The organism is Marseilla massiliensis (assembly GCF_016899855.1).
In the GTDB taxonomy this organism is placed as follows: Bacteria; Bacteroidota; Bacteroidia; order Bacteroidales; family Bacteroidaceae; genus Prevotella.
This window is the reverse complement of sequence record NZ_JACJJG010000062.1, coordinates 1-16,258: the sequence shown is the minus strand read 5'-3', so window position 1 is coordinate 16,258 and position 16,258 is coordinate 1. Positions and strand designations below refer to the sequence as shown.

Below are 16,258 nucleotides of genomic sequence, written 5' to 3'. Positions count from 1 at the left end.
CCCCACATGAGCATCGGCAACAACACCCCGGAGACGGCGCACGCCGGGAGCGGCGAACAAAAACGGCTGTGGAAAAGAAAAAAAACGGTGGGGCATGGAGGGAATGACAACGGAAGATAGTATCTTTGCTGCGATTTTGTCAGGCGGCCCCGCGGGTCCGCCTGACAAAGACCGGGAATGTAAAGTAAAGCGGCACATTTCCTGATGCGATGTCAACTATTCCAGTACCTCTATCAAGAGTGTGTAAAATAATGTAGTTTATTTAAACAAAAACTGTCAACCTATTTCAGGAAAAGACAATTGATAATCAATGGCTTTGCGAAAGACCGTATATTGCAACGCAAAAGGCCGCCTTTTAGCGTGTAAAAGGTGCCCTTTTGCGTTGCGTTTTGCCGTCTTTCGTGCGGCGGCTTGTTGTGCTACTTACTGTTGAAAGTCATTCCGAGGTTGTACATTATGAAGCTGTAGATGTCAGCCTGCTCCTCAAGCACCTTGCTCATGGGCTTTCCCGCGCCGTGTCCGGCTTCGCTTTCGATACGTATCAGTGTCGGGTTTGTTCCGTCGTTGCATTCCTGCAGTGTGGCCGCGAACTTGAACGAGTGGGCTGGGACAACGCGGTCGTCATGGTCGGCGGTGGTCACCAGCGTGGCGGGATAGCATGTGCCGGGCTTCAGGTTGTGCAGCGGTGAGTATGATTTAAGATACTCGAACATATCCTTCGAGTCCTCGCTCGTGCCGTAGTCGGGCGCCCAGTTCCATCCGATAGTGAACTTATGGTAGCGCAGCATGTCCATAACGCCTACCTCCGGAACGGCAACACGGAACAGGTCAGGGCGCTGCGTCATGCATGCCCCGACAAGCAGTCCGCCGTTAGAACCGCCCACGATGGCAATCTTCTCCTTGCTTGTGTACTTATTGTCGATGAGCCATTCGGCCGCCGCAATGAAGTCGTCAAAGACGTTCTGCTTGCGCATCTTCGTTCCTGCGAGGTGCCATTCCTCACCGTATTCGCCGCCTCCGCGCAGGTTAGCCTGGGCGTATATGCCACCATTCTCGAGGAACGGTATGCGTGTTGACGAGAAGCCGGGGTACAGACTGATGTTGAAGCCGCCGTAGCCGTATAGGTAGACGGGGTTGGAACCGTCACGTTTCAGCCCTTTCTTATACGTGATTGACATGGGAATCCTCGTTCCGTCCTTGCTCGGGTAGAATACCTGTTCGGTTATGAAGTCGTCGGCGTTGAACCCGACCTTCGGCGCGCGCAGCAGAGTGTACGTGTTATTGTCGATGTCGTACTTGTATGTCGAACTTGGGACGGTGAACGATGTGAATGTGAAGAAGCACTCCTTGTCGTTCTTGTCGCCGCTGAAGCCTACCGATCCGAGCGACGGCAGCTTGATTTCATGCTCCATGCGGCCGTCAAGTCCGTACACGTATGCATGGTTGGAGGCGTCCTTGTCGTATGTCAGCAGCAGCTTGCCGCCTATCACTTGGGCTCCTGACAGGACGGCGTCGCCCTCGGCCACGAGCTCTGTCCAGTCTTTCAGGGCCGGCCTGTCGGGCGTGGTAACCATTATCCTGTACCTTGGCGCTCCGTAATTGGTCATGATATAGATGTTACCGTCAAGCACTTCGATGGGTGAATACATGTAATCCATGTCCGTAGCCATGGCAACGAAAGGCGCGTCGGCCTTGGTCAGGTCTTTCGCGTACAGGGAGTTGCCGTTGCCCTCGCCGCTTTCGTAGAGGAATAATACGGTCTCGTCATCGTCTATACTTACCGAGTAGAAGCGTTTTGGATGGTCCTTGTTCTCGTAAACAAGTTTGTCTGCCGACTGCGGAGTGCCTATTTTGTGGTAGTATATCTTGTGGTTCTCGTTCATGTTCGAGAATTCCTTGCCCTTCTCCGGCGCGTCGTAGGCGCTGTAATAGAAACCGTCGCCATGCCATGTTGCCGACGTAAACTTGGCCCATACTATGTGGTCTTCGAGCGGTGTGCCGTCAGCCGCGTTCAGTACGTATATCTCCGTCCAGTCGGAACCGCTGCGCGAGATGGTGTAGGCTACGTATTTACCGTCGTGGGAGAAACTCGTTCCGGTAAGCGCTACGGTGCCGTCGGCCGACAGTTTGTTTGGGTCAAGGAATACGCGGGGCTCTCCTTTTAGGCTGTCCTGTACGTATAGCACGCTCTGGTTCTGCAGACCGTCGTTCCTGTAGAAGTAATACTTGCCGTGTTTCTTGAACGGAGTGCCTATCTTCTCGTAGTTGGCCACGTCGGTAAGCCGCTTGAGCAAGGCCCCACGGAACGGTATTTTGGACAGGTACTCTTGCGTAACCTTGTTCTCAGCTGCCACCCATGCCGCCGTCTGCGCACTCGTGTCGTTCTCCAGCCAGCGGTAAGGGTCGGCCACCTTGGTGCCGAAATACACGTCAACAGTGCTTACTTTGTCGGCTTTAGGATATGTAATCCTTGGCTGGCTTATCTGCGCTTGTCCCGCCATTGTCATGCCGGTCATTGATAGAATAAGAAGTTTTTTGTTCATGAAGATATATAAATGATGGATAATCGTCAGGTTATTTATGTTTTACAAATGTACGGAAAAACGTCCGGATTACAAAATTTTATTTTGTTTTACGCATAGTTTGCATTACCTTTGCACTTTCTCCGCACGTTGCGGGGATGTTAATCGTTTAAATTAACTATATGTACAAAACAGTTTTCAACAAGCGCGAGAGCTTCAAGTTCAAGCACTTCAGCCGTAAGGGATACGCACTTTTCGCGTGTCTTGGCCGTGAAGTGATTGTCGGGACGCTGAGCGTTGCCACGCTGACCTACGCCAAGGCTGACGGAGTAAGCGTGCGCACGGACATCGCAGAGGCAGGCATTGCCGACACGACACGCGTCATGACGCTCGACGAAGTGGACGTTACAGCCTCGCGCGCGCCGCTGGCGGGAGGCCGGGTGCCGAGAATTGTAACTGTGCTTGGCCGCGACGAGATTGCCGCCGCGCCGGCGCAAAGTGTTAATGACCTGCTTAAATATGCCGTAGGGGTGGATGTCCGCCAGCGCGGACCGATAGGAGCGCAGACCGACATCGGCATACGTGGCGGAACGAGCGAGCATATCGCCATACTCCTGAACGGCGTGAACATCTGCGATCCGCAGACCGGGCATAATGCGTTTGACCTGCCCGTGGACATCAGCGACATCGAAAGGATAGAGGTAGTAGAGGGCCCGGCGGGGCGTATTTACGGCACGTCGTCATTGCTCGGGGCGGTAAACATCGTGACAAAGGCTGCTGATGCAAGCTCAATTGAGGCCCGTGCGGAGGGCGGTTCGTTCGGATATGCCGACGCGGGGGCACGTCTTGGCTTGGCAACGGGCAAGTGGAGCAACTCCATTAGTGGCGGATACACCCGCAGCGACGGCTACCTGCGCAGCAAGTCGGGCAGCCTTAATGCCGACTACAGCGGCGGACGGGCGTTCTACCAGGGCCGTTACGGCGACGGGAGCGTAGCTTTAGACTGGCACGCGGGCGTCAGCACGAAAGGGTGGGGCAGCAACACGTTCTACAGTACGTTGTCCGACGAGCAGTACGAGCATACAACTAAATATTTTACAGCCGTCAAGGCTGAGACGAAAGGAGGGTGGTTCCACTTCCTTCCGTCAGTTTACTGGAACCGGTTTAATGACCGTTACGAGTTTTACCGCGGCGCGCCCGACAGCTCGCCGTTCAACTATCACCGCACGGACGTGATAGGACTGAACCTTAACAGCTGGTTCGACTGGACGCTGGGGCGCACCGCTTTCGGCGCTGAAGTACGCAACGAGGACATCATTTCGACAACCCTCGGCGAACCGCTAAGCTCTCCAAAGCCTATACACGGCACCGACCGTGAATATACCTGCGGCCTTAACCGTACCAACATCAGCCTCTATCTTGAGCACAACGTGGTGTGGCGGCGCCTTACGGTGTCGGCTGGCTTCACCGCGGTGAGGAACACATGGAGCGAAATGCCTTTCAAGATTTACCCCGGAATAGACGCAAGCTACGCACTTACGACGGCGCTCAAGGCATACGCATCGTTCAACATGTCGCTCCGTATGCCGTCGTTCACCGAGCTGTATTACTCGGTTGACGGCCACAAGGCCGACAAGCACCTCAAGCCCGAGGAGATGTCGGCCGTAGAGGGCGGGCTGAGATACTCGGCGGGAGGCGTCAGCGCCACGCTGTCGGTATATCGCCATTGGGGCAAGAACATGATAGACTGGATTATGGATAGCATACAAGCTGACGAGCAGACAAGTAGACAAGGGGCTGACATGGCGTCAGGGAGTGATGCAAATCTCCTTGTCAACTCGTCTGCTCGTAGCTCGTCACTGTATCAGGTGTGGACATCTGTCAACCACGCGCGCATAAAATCCACCGGCATAGAGGCCAGCGTGGCTCTCGACTTCCGCCGACTGCTGCCCGTACAGCGCCTGTTGCGCTCGTTTGACGTGGCTTATTCGTACATAGACCAGAGCCAGCGGCGCGAGGAGAGCATACAGTCGATGTACGCCCTCGAGTACCTTCGCCACAAGGTTGTGGCCCGTTTGGGTATTGACATACTGCCGAGCCTTGCGCTGGACGTGAACTACCGTTTCCAGGAACGTGTGGGCGGATACACCGATACAGACGGGGTTGACCGCAGATACAAGCCATATTCGCTTGTTGAGGCCCGCCTGGCATGGAACTGTCGGCAGTATTCGCTGTATGTTGAGGCCAACAACCTCTTCAACACAGACTACGTTGACTACGGCAACGTGCCGCAACCCGGACTGTGGGTGATGGCCGGAGCAAAATTGAATTTCAGATTGTAACTAAACGGGCGGCCGTACTTACGGTTTCAAACGGCCGCAACCCGCCATGCAAAAGACGGTCTTTGGCATTGCCAAAGACCGTCTTTCGTTGTGTAAAAGGCCGTCTTTTGCAATGCCGAAGGCGCTCTTTTAAAACCGTAAGCATGGTCCTTAAAAATGCCGCCAATGCTTGCGCGTGATAAAAAGAATTGTTATATTTGCACGGAACAGTTAACATAATACATATAACTCCTTGCCGCCATGAAAAAAGTTGACAGAATTTTATATAACATGTACTTTGCGCTTTACCTCGTGATAATAGCGCTCGGCAGTCGGAAGTTGTATCCCGTATTAAGTCAACGGCTTGTGGATTTGCTTGATACCGTGGTTGCCGTGGTGTTCGGGCTGTACTTCCTCTATCGCTGGCTGACGCGTTACAGGGGCGACAAGGCGGCTTCGCAGGATTGCGTTTTCCTGGTTATATTCAGCCTTGTGACAATAATTATCTGTAATTTTCTGTAATCGGGCAACGGCATTTGTTGCCGTGCCCGTGTGCGGATGCAATAAAGGGATGAGCCTGCCGTGGTTCATCCCTTTATTGTTTATCGCTTCAGCTTGAATGAGTTTTCTATGCTTTGCACCTCGCTGCAGAACATCTTGTCTATCTTCAGCCTGTTCTCCACCTGCGTGCAACTGTGTATTACTGTAGAATGGTCGCGCCCCCCGACAAGCTTTCCTATCCTCGAGGCCGGAATTTTGGTGTACTTCTGGGCCAGGTACATCGAAACTTGCCGCGCCACTACATAGTCGCGCTTGCGGCTTCGGCTCATTACGGCCGTTGTGCTGACGTTGAAGTGGTTGCACACCGAGTCGAGAATGTCGTCCATTGTCAGTGGCTCGTTGTCTATCTTGACGGCCCGCTTGATTACCCTTTCGGCCAGTCGCATGTCTATCTTGCAGTTGTACACCACGGAGAAGGCCAGCAATGAGTTAATTACTCCTTCAAGGTCGCGTACGCTTCCGTTGGCAGTCTGCGCGATGAAGGCCACCACCTCTTCGGGTATATGCAGGCCGTCGCGCTTGATTTTGCTGTTAAGAATGTCGACGCAGAGTTGTATGTTAGGCTTCTCCAGCTCAGCTATGAGTCCGCAGCTGAAGCGTGTCAGCAGGCGGTCGCTCATGCCCTGAAGGTCAACCGGCGGCCGGTCGCACGCAAGTATTATGCGCTTGCCGTTGCGGAATAGGTGGTTGAAGATGTGGAAGAACGTCTCCTGTGTCTTCGTTGCCGACACCCACTCCTGTATGTCGTCGACAATGAGCATGTCGATGGTCTGGTAGAAGTTGATGAAGTCGTTGGTACAGTTCTTCAGCACGGCGTCGGTGTATTGCACCTGGAACAGCCTTGCGCTGACGTACAGCACCCTTTTCTGCGGATACAGCTCCTTGGTGCGTACGCCGATGGCGTTGATGAGGTGGGTCTTTCCACATCCTGACGGGCCGTAAATGAACATCGGGTTGAACTGTGTGGTTCTCGGATGTTCGGCAATTGACAGTCCGACCGAGCGCGGCAGCTTGTTGCTGTCGCCCTCGATGTAATTGGCGAACGTGTGGCGAGGGTCCAGTTGCGAGTCGATGTCCTGTGGTTTTGCGGCATCGAGTACTGTCGGTGTCTTGTTGGCATGCTCCCTCTTGGCGGCAGACTTGTCGATGTCTGCCACTGGTTCGGGCTCAACTTCCTGGGTCAGCTTGTGCGTCTTGTCCACCATTATGCGGTAGTTCAGGCGCAGGCCGGTGCCGAAATATTTTGTCAGCACTTTATTGAGCAGGCCCACGTAGTTGCCCTCAAGGTATTCAACGAAGAAGTTGCTGGGCACCTGTAGGATAAGTGTCCGCGTGGCTTCGTTGAACGATTCAAACATTATGGGCTTGAACCATGTGTTAAACTGCTGCTCGGAGACATTGCTCTTTATAAGCAAGAGACAGCTGTCCCAAAGTGCGTTTGGGTTAGTACTCATGTTAGGATGTGATTATATGTATATGTCTTCCGACGTCTTTTTAAGCGAATGCAAATTTCGCAAAAAATATTGAAACGGGCAAATGATGTTTTTTGTTGCCGAGATAGGGCATGTGCGTAAATGTCAGTTACAGGGCACTTTATGGAAAATCGTGTCATACGAATGTAATATTTGCTGTTGCGTATATGCAAGTGTTTGTAAAACAGTGCTTTACGAGCTTTGTAACGATTGGAGGCTACCGGCTGTATTACTTTAGGCTTCGCGCCAGAAGACGGTATGTATTAGCGCTTTGCGTGTGGTATGTATATAATTCGGATACTTGTGTGTTATTTAGATGATTTTTAAATTAGGCTTGCCTTGGTTTATTTTTCCCGTCGTTTGTCATGCCGCTTGCCGTTGGTGCCGTGGCGGCAAGTTGGTTGCCGTTATGCGGGAGGCGGCGTTTTGCTGTGTGAAAGGCCGCCAATCGGGACGCAAAAGGCCGTCTTTCACACGATGAAAGACGGCCTTTTGTAATGTCTTGTATATCAACCTGTTATGCAGGTGGCAGCTTATTTGTCCTTTCTTCCGAACAAGGAGAAGTGGACGTAGCGTTTCGGGTGGGCCTTGAGGTCGATTAGCAGTGAGTCGGCCGAACGCATTGTGTTGTTCAAGTTGTCGTATAATGTCGGGTCATGCATGAGCTTGCCCAGCGTGCCGGTTGTATTGTTAAGCTGTTCGGTGAAGCGTTCCATGTTGTCGAGGGTTTCGTCCACTCGTGCCATAGTTCCCGCTACGTCAATCTTATTTACGTTCTTTGCCAGCGTGTTGGCGTTGTACAGCAGGCTGTCGGTATTGTTGAGCATGCCCGGCACGCTCTTTTCGAGATGTGCCACTATGTTGTTCAGGCGTTTTGTGGTGACGGTCAGCTCGCCCGTAACAGTCTCGGTGTTTTGTAGCGACCTTGCTATGGCCGGGTTGGCGAGCAGCGTGTTTACGGTCGTGAGTATGGAGTCTATTTTAGGAAGGATTTGCATGACGGTGGGTATCATGCCCTTCATCTGTCCGAAGGCTCCGTCGTTGATTCCTCCCTGTATTGTCTCTCCCGGCATGACGCGCTCTCGCGGGTTGTTGGCGAGCAGCAGGTTCACTTTTACGTTGCCGAGCATGTCGCTTACTATTTCGGCACTGCTGCCCTTGGGTATGCGCAGTTGTTCGTCGATACTTGCCTCTACGACTATGCCCCCGCGTTTATTGTAGTCGTAATTTATGCTTTTCACTACGCCAACCTGGTATCCGTCGGCATATATCGGGCTTGACGACGCAAGTCCGCTGATGTCGGTAAATGATATGTAGTACTTGCTGTCGGACTCGAACAGGTTGAGGCCTTTCAGGTAATTCATGCCGAAAAACAGTATTACCAGGCCGCATACGGCCACTAAGGCTATCTTGACTTCCTTGTTAAAAAACTTCATATTTCACTCTATTTGTTTGATTTAAACTCACGTATTGCTTGGTTGACGTTTATCTTTTCGCCGTTTTTGAAGGCTATAATGAATGCCTCGGGAAATTTGTCGAGTATGGACTTACGCAGGCGATAAACCTCGTTGTAGTCGGCAGAGGCGCCATAGGTGTATTTGTACAGGCCGCCTTCCTTGTATGAGTCAATGCCGTCAAGCCCCTTGAAGCTACCGTCAGACGGCGGTAAATCTCTGCTGCTGGCCAGAATCTGAACCTTAAACACGGGTCTTCCGTTATCGTCGTCGTCTTTGTCCTTGGCGGTTTTGTCCTGCTTCTCTTCCTTGTCGTCATCGTCTTCTTTGTCGGCCGTATTGCTCTTCGTGTCCCGTTTTGCGGGGGCTTTGCCCGTTTCCTTTTTTTCCCTGCCGTCGCTTTCGGCGTCGTCATCATCCGGAACGATTGACGGAACATTGATATTCTTCCGCTTGTTCGACTTGTACGGCACGGTGATGTCCTTGTCGTATTTTTCCTTATACTTCACGAATGCCTCGAATATTCCGCGTCCCATCTTGTCGATGTTGGACTTGTTGTTGAGGAATTGCTCCTCGTCGGGTGTCGTTATGAAGCCCAACTCGATGAGGCAAGCCGGCATGGAAGTCTCACGGAGCACCAGGAATACGTCTTGCTTTACGCCTTTGTTCTGTCGTTTTGCTATCGAGCAAACGCTGTTTTGCACGTATTTGGCCAGTTCTACGCTACGTGACATGTTCTTGTCGTGCATGAACTCGAACATAATGTTGCTCTCCGGAGAGTTGGGGTCGTAGCCTTCGTAATGCAGTTGGTAGTCTTCCTCTATCATGATTACCGAGTTCTCGCGCTTTGCCGCGCTGAGTTTCTCGTCCGAACGGCGCATACCCATGGTGTATGTCTCGAGTCCACGGGCGATGTGTCCTTTCGGTAGGGCGTTGGTGTGGATGGAGATGAATACGTCGGCCTTGTTCTTGTTTGCTATGCTGGCACGTTTGTGCAACGGTACAAACACGTCAGTCTTGCGGGTGTAGATAACCTTTACGTCGGGACATTCGCGCTCGACGTATCGCCCGAAGGCTAAAGCTACGTTGAGGTTGATGTTCTTTTCGTATGAGAAAGCTCCTTTCGCGCCTGCGTCATGACCGCCGTGGCCGGCGTCGATGACAAGCGTGAAGCGCTTGTCCGCACCGAAAGTTACGGTAGCGAAAGAAACAAGTATGAGTAAAACGAATATAACCTTTTTGCCCATGAGTGTTCGTTTACGGTTGCAAAGGTAGTTATTTATGCATAAAAAACTGCAATCTTTCAAAAAGTTTTATCATTTATTAAGTGTAGTTCAACCGCCGCTCCGTCTGAATCCGCGCCCATCGGGGGATTGGTTTTCTCTACTGTTATGTCGAGACTTTCGATCATCGGCATTCTGTTGAAAATGCTTCGACCGATCCTGCCCGCCAGATGTTCAAGCAGGCAGGATGGCGTAAGCATCTCCTTATTTATGATTTCAAAAATCTCTGCGTAGTTGATTGTGTCGTCAACGTTGTCGCTTTCCAGTGCCTTGTCAAACAAGTATTTGGCCCGTACGCTCACGATGAACTCGCCGCCCGTGGCCCGTTCTTGCGGCAGGACGCCGTGCCTGGCGTGGAAGCGCAGCCTGTTGAGGCTGATGTAACTTGAGGAGAGTTTCATAATCATGGTTTTGGCTTACACCAACCCTTCCTTTCCCGGTTTGCCGGTGATTGCATTACGGATGAAAATGTGCTTAAAAAGACTGGTTTGACAAATATATAACCAGTGTTCCGTATTGCTTCTCCGGCATTCAGGGTATGGCTGGATTGGTGTAAGTCGGTTAGCTGTTATCCGCACCTTGAGGCCCCGCAGTTCTTGCATATCAGGCAACCTTCCTGATATACCAAGCTTTCATGTCCGCATACAGGGCATTTCTGGCCTTTTGCTTCAGTGCCGTCGGTTACGTATTTCTTGAGCGCACGCTCAACACCGTTCTTCCATGTGTTGATACTTTCGCTCTTGAGCTGGAGTGAGCTGACAAGTTTTATTACATGCTCGATAGGCATGCGGTAGCGTAATACGCCTGATATAAGTTTGGCGTAGTTCCAGTATTCAGGGTTGAACTTTTCGCTCAGGCCTTCTACCGTGGTCTTGTAACCACGCTTGTTCTCGAACTGGAAGTCGTAGCGGTGGCTGCCGTCTTCGTTCGTTTGCTTGATAACCTTGCCTTTGGTGACGGTCTTCGGTAATACGATACCTTCTTCGTCGTCTTGCAGACCGGTGAAAATCTCGTATGGATAGCCGTCAAGCAGACCTACGAAAGCGACCCATTTCTCCTTGTTGTTCTGGAAGCGTACCACGTCGCATTCAAGTTCCTTGGGCCTTACCTCTGTAACTTCGGGGTGGCGGCACGGCGGCAGCTGCTGTTGCGACAGGTCTGTGTCGCCGCTCTTCTTCTTTTTCTTGTCTACCGAAATCATCACGCCTGAACGTGACCCGTCGCGGTAAACGGTGCAGCCTTTGCAGCCTGACTTCCATGCTTCGATGTACAAGCGGTTGACGAGGGCTTCGTCAACGTTGTTCGGAAGATTGATAGTTACGCTGATACTGTGGTCGACCCATTTTTGTATCGCTCCTTGCATGCGCACCTTCATCAGCCAGTCTACATCGTTGGCTGTGGCTTTATAATAAGGTGATTTCGCTATCAGGTCGTCTATTTCTTCCTGGGTGTACCTCTTTTCCGTGTCAAAGCCGTTGACATTCATCCATTCGATGAACTTGCGGTGGTAAACGATGTATTCCTCGAACGAGTCGCCTACTTCGTCAACGAAGTCTACATGTACGTCGGCATCGTTGGGGTTGACCTTGCGGCGGCGTTTGTACACGGGCATGAACACTGGCTCAATGCCGCTTGTTGTCTGTGTCATGAGGCTTGTCGTACCGGTAGGAGCAATGGTTAGGCAGGCAATGTTGCGCCTTCCGTATTTTGCCATGTCCTCATAAAGTTGCGGGTCTGCTTCCTTTATGCGGTTGATGAAAGGATTGTTCTCTTCCCTTTTCGTGTCGTAGATGGCGAAAGCGCCGCGCTCTTGTGCCATCGTGACTGATGAGCGGTAGGCCGCGAGGGCAAGCGTCTTGTGTACTTCTACGGAGAAGTCGGTGGCCTCTTGTGTGCCGTAGCGCAGGCCCATGGCTGCTATCATGTCGCCCTCGGCCGTGATGCCCACGCCCGTGCGGCGCCCGAGTCCGCTCTTGTATTTGATCTTTTCCCACAGGTGGTATTCGGTGCTTTTTACCTCGTCGCTTTGTGGGTCGTTCTTGATTTTCTCCATTATGAGGTCGATTTTCTCGAGCTCCATGTCCACGATGTCGTCCATGATGCGTTGCGCAATGCCAACGTGTTTGCGGAACAGCTCGTAGTCGAAGTATGCCTTGTCAGTGAACGGGTTTACTACGTACGAGTAAAGGTTGATTGACAGCAGGCGGCAAGAGTCGTAGGGACAGAGCGGTATCTCTCCGCAGGGATTGGTTGACACGGTGCGGAATCCGAGGTCGGCGTAGCAGTCGGGTATGCTTTCGCGTATGATCGTGTCCCAGAACAATACTCCGGGCTCGGCGCTTTTCCATGCGTTGTGCACAATCTTCTCCCAAAGCTTGCGCGCGCTGATGGCGTTCTTGGTCTTCGGGTTGTTGCTGTAAATGGGGAATTGTTGTATGTATTCCCTGTCGTCGATGGCGCAGCGCATGAACTCGTCGTCTATCTTTACCGATACGTTGGCGCCGGTGATTTTGCCTTCGGTCATTTTCGCGTCGATGAAGGCCTCGCTGTCAGGGTGCTTTATGCTTACCGACAGCATTAGCGCTCCGCGCCTTCCGTCTTGCGCGACCTCGCGTGTTGAGTTGCTGTACCGCTCCATGAACGGTACCAATCCTGTCGACGTGAGTGCCGAATTGTTGACCGGTGAGCCTTTCGGGCGCAAGTGTGACAGGTCGTGGCCCACTCCTCCGCGGCGCTTCATCAGCTGCACCTGCTCTTCGTCTATGCGCATGATGGCGCCGTAAGAGTCGGCATCGCCGTCAAGGCCGATGACGAAACAGTTGGACAATGAGGCTACCTGATAGTTGTTGCCGATACCGGTCATCGGGCTGCCGGCTGGTACTATATACTTGAAGTGGTCGAGAAGTTCGAATACTTCTTCGGCGCTCAGGGGGTTTTTGTACTTCTTTTCAATTCTCGCCACCTCGTTGGCTATGCGCCAGTGCATGTCGGCGGGAGATTTCTCGAAGATGTTACCGTAGCTGTCTTTCAGCGCGTATTTGTTGACCCACACCCTTGCGGCGAGTTCGTCGCCGTCAAAATAGGCCAAGGAAGCACGGCATGCTTCTTCGAAGGAGTAAGTTTTTTTATTTTCCATTTATGACAGAGATGATTATTTTGTGCAAAGCTACGAACATTTTTTGATATAAAGAAATACTTTTCGGATAATTTCAGAATAATTTTTCGACGTAAAGTTTTCCAAAAAAGAAAACTTTTATGCCTAAATTTTGCAACTTCTTGATAGATAGCACAATTGTCGATTTAGGTGAAAGTCAAGGTTCATTCGGCTTGAGCTTTATGCTTAATATTGATGGTTTTGCGTCATATTGTAATTGTGTCTCCGGTTTGTTGATAGCCGTTTGGCGGTTTCCTGAAAAACGCTCGCAGGCGCAGCCGCCGTGATTTTATGGCGTCCGTCATGGCATGGGGTAATTGGTCATGGCCGCATCCCCGGCCCTTGTCTTGGTTGGTTGCCGTACGTGTGTTTCCAACTCATGGCCTTTCGCGTTGCGATTTTCCGTCTTTTGCAGTCTGATTGACGGCCTTTTGGAAGACAAAAGGCCACGTATTGTAAAGCGCTTAATTATAATAAGGTTAACAATAAACAAACAACAGTAAAAACAAAGGTTATGGCAACAGTTAGAATCAAGTTCCGCCCATCGTCGGCGGAGGGCAAGGAGGGTGTGTTGTTTTTTCAAGTTATTCACCGCAGGACGGTAAGGTTGGTCAACACGGGTTGCCATATACATCCTGTAGAGTGGGACGGCGTGGCCTCGTCCGTACGCAAGGTGGGTGACGGCAAGCGTCAGGCCTGGCTTGACGTGGTGGCGTACAGGCTGAAATGGGGCGTCGGGCAGTTAACGAGGATAATAGCCGCGAAGGAAGCGGAGAAGGCTGAATATTCCGTTGACGACGTTGTTGCTGAATACGGCAGGCTGCCCGAGTGCCAGACGTTTTTCGGCTTCGTGCGCGGCATGATAGTAAGCAAGACCATGGCAAGGAGGATAGGCACGGCAAAGACTTACAGCGACGCACTGTCAAGTTTCTCTTCTTTTCGCGGCGGTGCGGACATTACGTTCGACGCCTTGGACTGCGACATTATATCCAGATATGAGTCGTGGCTTAAAGCCAAAGGGCTGAAACGGAACACTTCGTCGTGCTATCTCAGGACGTTACGTACGCTTTACCTTAAGGCTGTGGACATGGGGCTGACCTCCGACAATGATATATTCCGCCACGTCTTCACGGGGTTTGCCAAGACCACCAAACGGGCCTTGCCTGTTGAGGCGATAAAGGCAATAAGGATGGTAGAGCTGAAGGAAGGCTCGGCGCTTGCCTTTGCGCGCGACATATTCATGCTAAGCCTGTATCTTCAGGGCATGTCCTTCGTTGACATGGCATACCTGAAAAAGTCAGACATCAGGAACGGACTGCTGCAATACTCGCGCATGAAGACGGGGCAGACACTTTCGATAAGCTGGGAAAAACCCATGCATGACATCGTGGAAACGTATTCATGCCTTACCGAAAACAGTCCGTACCTACTGCCTATAATAACGAAACTTGACGGTACGGAACGCCGGCAGTACGAAAAGGCTGAGCATAACGTCAACCGCAACTTGAAGAAAGTAGGCGAAATGGCCGGACTTCATATACCGCTAACAACTTACGTGGCCCGCCATTCGTGGGCTTCGATAATGCGGGACATGGGCAACGACATATCCATAGTAAGCAAAGGACTGGGACACGAGGACATCAAGACGACCCAAATCTATCTCTCGACCATAGACACCGCAGTGGTCATGAAGGCCAACAGAAAACTGCTTGGCTGCATTTTGAAGTGAATCAGGCCCGTCACTTTCGTCCGTTTTCACCGTTCATGGAAACTGTTTGCAACGCAAATGGCGGCGTAAGTCCTGCCGTTTACGTAATATTTATAAAAATAAAAGAAGGTATGAAAGATTATCGAACTTTCAAAGAGGATTTTCTAAAACTTGTAGAGTTTGCAGAGTGGTATAAAGATTACATTGCATAGACCTTAAAACTTACCCCTAAATTATAGGCAAACGCTTCCAGTAGCATTTTTTGTAAGGGATGGAGTTGTAACATATTGGCAAGTAGGGGGATGTATGTCTTCCTACCCCCGTATCCCTGCTTATAATGCCTCCTTAAGAAAGAGGGGGTATGTCTTCAATCCAAGTGTTCCGTATTCTCTCAAAATTTTCTATAGAATTTTAGATGAACTTATCAAACTTGATAAACTTTCCAAATTAAGATATATTTATTATATATAATAACAACATAAACATAAAACGATGAAAAGAAAGTACAGAGAATTATCAGATGAAACAAAACAGAAAATAAGTCAAAGCATGAAAGGAAGAAGCAAATCTTTCACCCACAAAGAAGCCATTAGCAATGGACTTAAGGATTATTGGAAAACCATACCCAACAAACCGACTACAAATAATATGGTAGGCTAAGAACCTACCTTAAATATCACCACTTCTCAAGGTGACAAAACTTGCAATACTGCAAGACTAAATAAAATGTATATACGTTTTTAAATGCTCAAATTTGATAAACTGAAATTAGTAACAAAGATTGATTACATCAGAGATATAGATTATAGCAAATTTATATTGAACAGCAAAGAGGATAGTATCCTTTATTATAAATATCAGCAAGAAAGACCTTTCTATCTCTTAGTAATGGTGAACTATCAACACAATGAGCTGGTATTAGAATTTACGGGAAAAATTCTTTTAGACAATTACACAAACCTTATCGACATATACACGGCTAAGGACTGTTTGTCACAAATCAACAGATTAGGTATTTGCCATTTGAATGTAGAGTCTATTATGACAGATTCTAATGTTGTGAAATGCGATATTACCAAAGATATAGAGTGCGGCTTAATGCAGGACATCATTACCAATGTAAGGCAAAACCTATCCAATTACATGAAATGGGTAACAAAACCATATCGGAAAGAAGGTATAACAATAGAAAACGTAGTAACGACTCCAAGATATAAGAAACGCCTAATCGTATACGATAAGGCAAAAGAACTACAATCGGCAAATAACCGATACTTTCTGAATGCTGTATCAAATCCCAACGAAATACTTTCGTACTTCAACGGCAAGACACGCTTTGAACTAAATATCAACACCATGGATCAAATCAGAAACCTTTTGAACATTCCAAACAACAATTTATTAGCGGTATTGACCTCAAAGGCAAACCCTATCCTATCCGTTATTGATGAAGCCATAAAATATAATGATTGCCAACATAGGACTATGACATTAAGAGACTACGAGCATTGTTTGTTACTCAAAGAATGTAATTATACGTAAGTTCGGTATAATAATCTTATGCAATAAGCCTGCTTTTATCAATGATGTCAATATTGAGTGACGGTTTCTTAGGAAGCAGGTTGTATGCGATAAGCCCTGCAATCAGGTTGGAAACAAAACCGTCAATGCTGCGGTGCCTGGTATGTTCAATGTAGCATACATTCTTGAGTTCGTCGTTGACGGTTTCAATGAGCGCCCTTTTCCGCAGCAGGATTTTGTCGTGCAGGTCCATGAGCGAGTT

The 16,258-nt window shown here is 50.0% G+C and carries 12 protein-coding genes; 5 read left to right on the top strand and 7 right to left on the bottom strand.

The window, feature by feature from the left end; all coding sequences use genetic code 11:
* Positions 1-419 precede the first annotated feature (419 nt).
* The gene (locus tag H6A34_RS10235) at positions 420-2,516 is read right to left on the bottom strand and encodes a prolyl oligopeptidase family serine peptidase (protein WP_420870839.1); all 2,097 of its coding nucleotides are present in this window, start codon (positions 2,514-2,516) and stop codon (positions 420-422) included.
* 188 nt (positions 2,517-2,704) lie between these two features.
* On the opposite strand from H6A34_RS10235, the gene H6A34_RS10230 reads away from it, so the two are divergent.
* Both H6A34_RS10230 and H6A34_RS10225 read left to right on the top strand, forming a co-directional pair.
* Positions 2,705-4,864: a TonB-dependent receptor plug domain-containing protein gene (locus tag H6A34_RS10230; protein ID WP_205105433.1), complete on the top strand. Its 2,160-nt coding sequence runs from the start codon at positions 2,705-2,707 to the stop codon at positions 4,862-4,864.
* Positions 4,865-5,104: 240 nt separating this feature from the next.
* A complete protein-coding gene (locus H6A34_RS10225) occupies positions 5,105-5,365 on the top strand; it encodes a hypothetical protein (RefSeq protein WP_021947800.1) in 261 nt (86 codons plus the stop codon).
* A gap of 80 nt (positions 5,366-5,445) precedes the next feature.
* Here the strand turns inward: H6A34_RS10225 and dnaA are convergent, their stop codons facing one another.
* The 5 genes from dnaA to H6A34_RS10200 all read right to left on the bottom strand — a co-directional run bounded on the left by dnaA (position 5,446) and on the right by H6A34_RS10200 (position 12,749).
* Entirely contained in the window at positions 5,446-6,858 is a 1,413-nt protein-coding gene (gene dnaA / locus H6A34_RS10220) for a chromosomal replication initiator protein DnaA (RefSeq protein WP_205105427.1), read from the bottom strand.
* Positions 6,859-7,409: 551 nt separating this feature from the next.
* A complete protein-coding gene (locus tag H6A34_RS10215) occupies positions 7,410-8,312 on the bottom strand; it encodes an MlaD family protein (protein ID WP_021947798.1) in 903 nt (300 codons plus the stop codon).
* A gap of 8 nt (positions 8,313-8,320) precedes the next feature.
* The gene (locus H6A34_RS10210) at positions 8,321-9,577 is read right to left on the bottom strand and encodes an N-acetylmuramoyl-L-alanine amidase family protein (protein WP_021947797.1); all 1,257 of its coding nucleotides are present in this window, start codon (positions 9,575-9,577) and stop codon (positions 8,321-8,323) included.
* 56 nt (positions 9,578-9,633) lie between these two features.
* Positions 9,634-10,014: a dihydroneopterin aldolase gene (gene folB, locus H6A34_RS10205; RefSeq protein ID WP_021947796.1), complete on the bottom strand. Its 381-nt coding sequence runs from the start codon at positions 10,012-10,014 to the stop codon at positions 9,634-9,636.
* Positions 10,015-10,181: 167 nt separating this feature from the next.
* Entirely contained in the window at positions 10,182-12,749 is a 2,568-nt protein-coding gene (locus tag H6A34_RS10200; RefSeq protein ID WP_021947795.1) for an adenosylcobalamin-dependent ribonucleoside-diphosphate reductase, read from the bottom strand.
* Between the two features lie 532 nt (positions 12,750-13,281).
* On the opposite strand from H6A34_RS10200, the gene H6A34_RS10195 reads away from it, so the two are divergent.
* The 3 genes from H6A34_RS10195 (at position 13,282) to H6A34_RS10185 (ending at position 16,017) form a co-directional block, all read left to right on the top strand.
* Positions 13,282-14,496 (top strand): tyrosine-type recombinase/integrase, encoded by a 1,215-nt coding sequence (locus H6A34_RS10195; RefSeq protein WP_205105425.1) that lies wholly within the window; start codon positions 13,282-13,284, stop codon positions 14,494-14,496.
* 471 nt (positions 14,497-14,967) lie between these two features.
* On the top strand, positions 14,968-15,135 hold the full coding sequence (locus H6A34_RS10190) for an NUMOD3 domain-containing DNA-binding protein (RefSeq protein ID WP_205105424.1): 168 nt from the start codon (positions 14,968-14,970) through the stop codon (positions 15,133-15,135).
* An 84-nt stretch (positions 15,136-15,219) separates the two neighbouring features.
* Complete coding sequence (locus H6A34_RS10185; RefSeq protein ID WP_205105422.1) at positions 15,220-16,017, top strand: hypothetical protein; 798 nt, start codon at positions 15,220-15,222, stop codon at positions 16,015-16,017.
* A 16-nt stretch (positions 16,018-16,033) separates the two neighbouring features.
* On the opposite strand, the gene H6A34_RS10180 is transcribed toward H6A34_RS10185, so the two are convergent.
* A partial coding sequence (locus H6A34_RS10180; protein WP_205104226.1) for a transposase occupies positions 16,034-16,258 on the bottom strand: 225 nt, incomplete at its 5' end.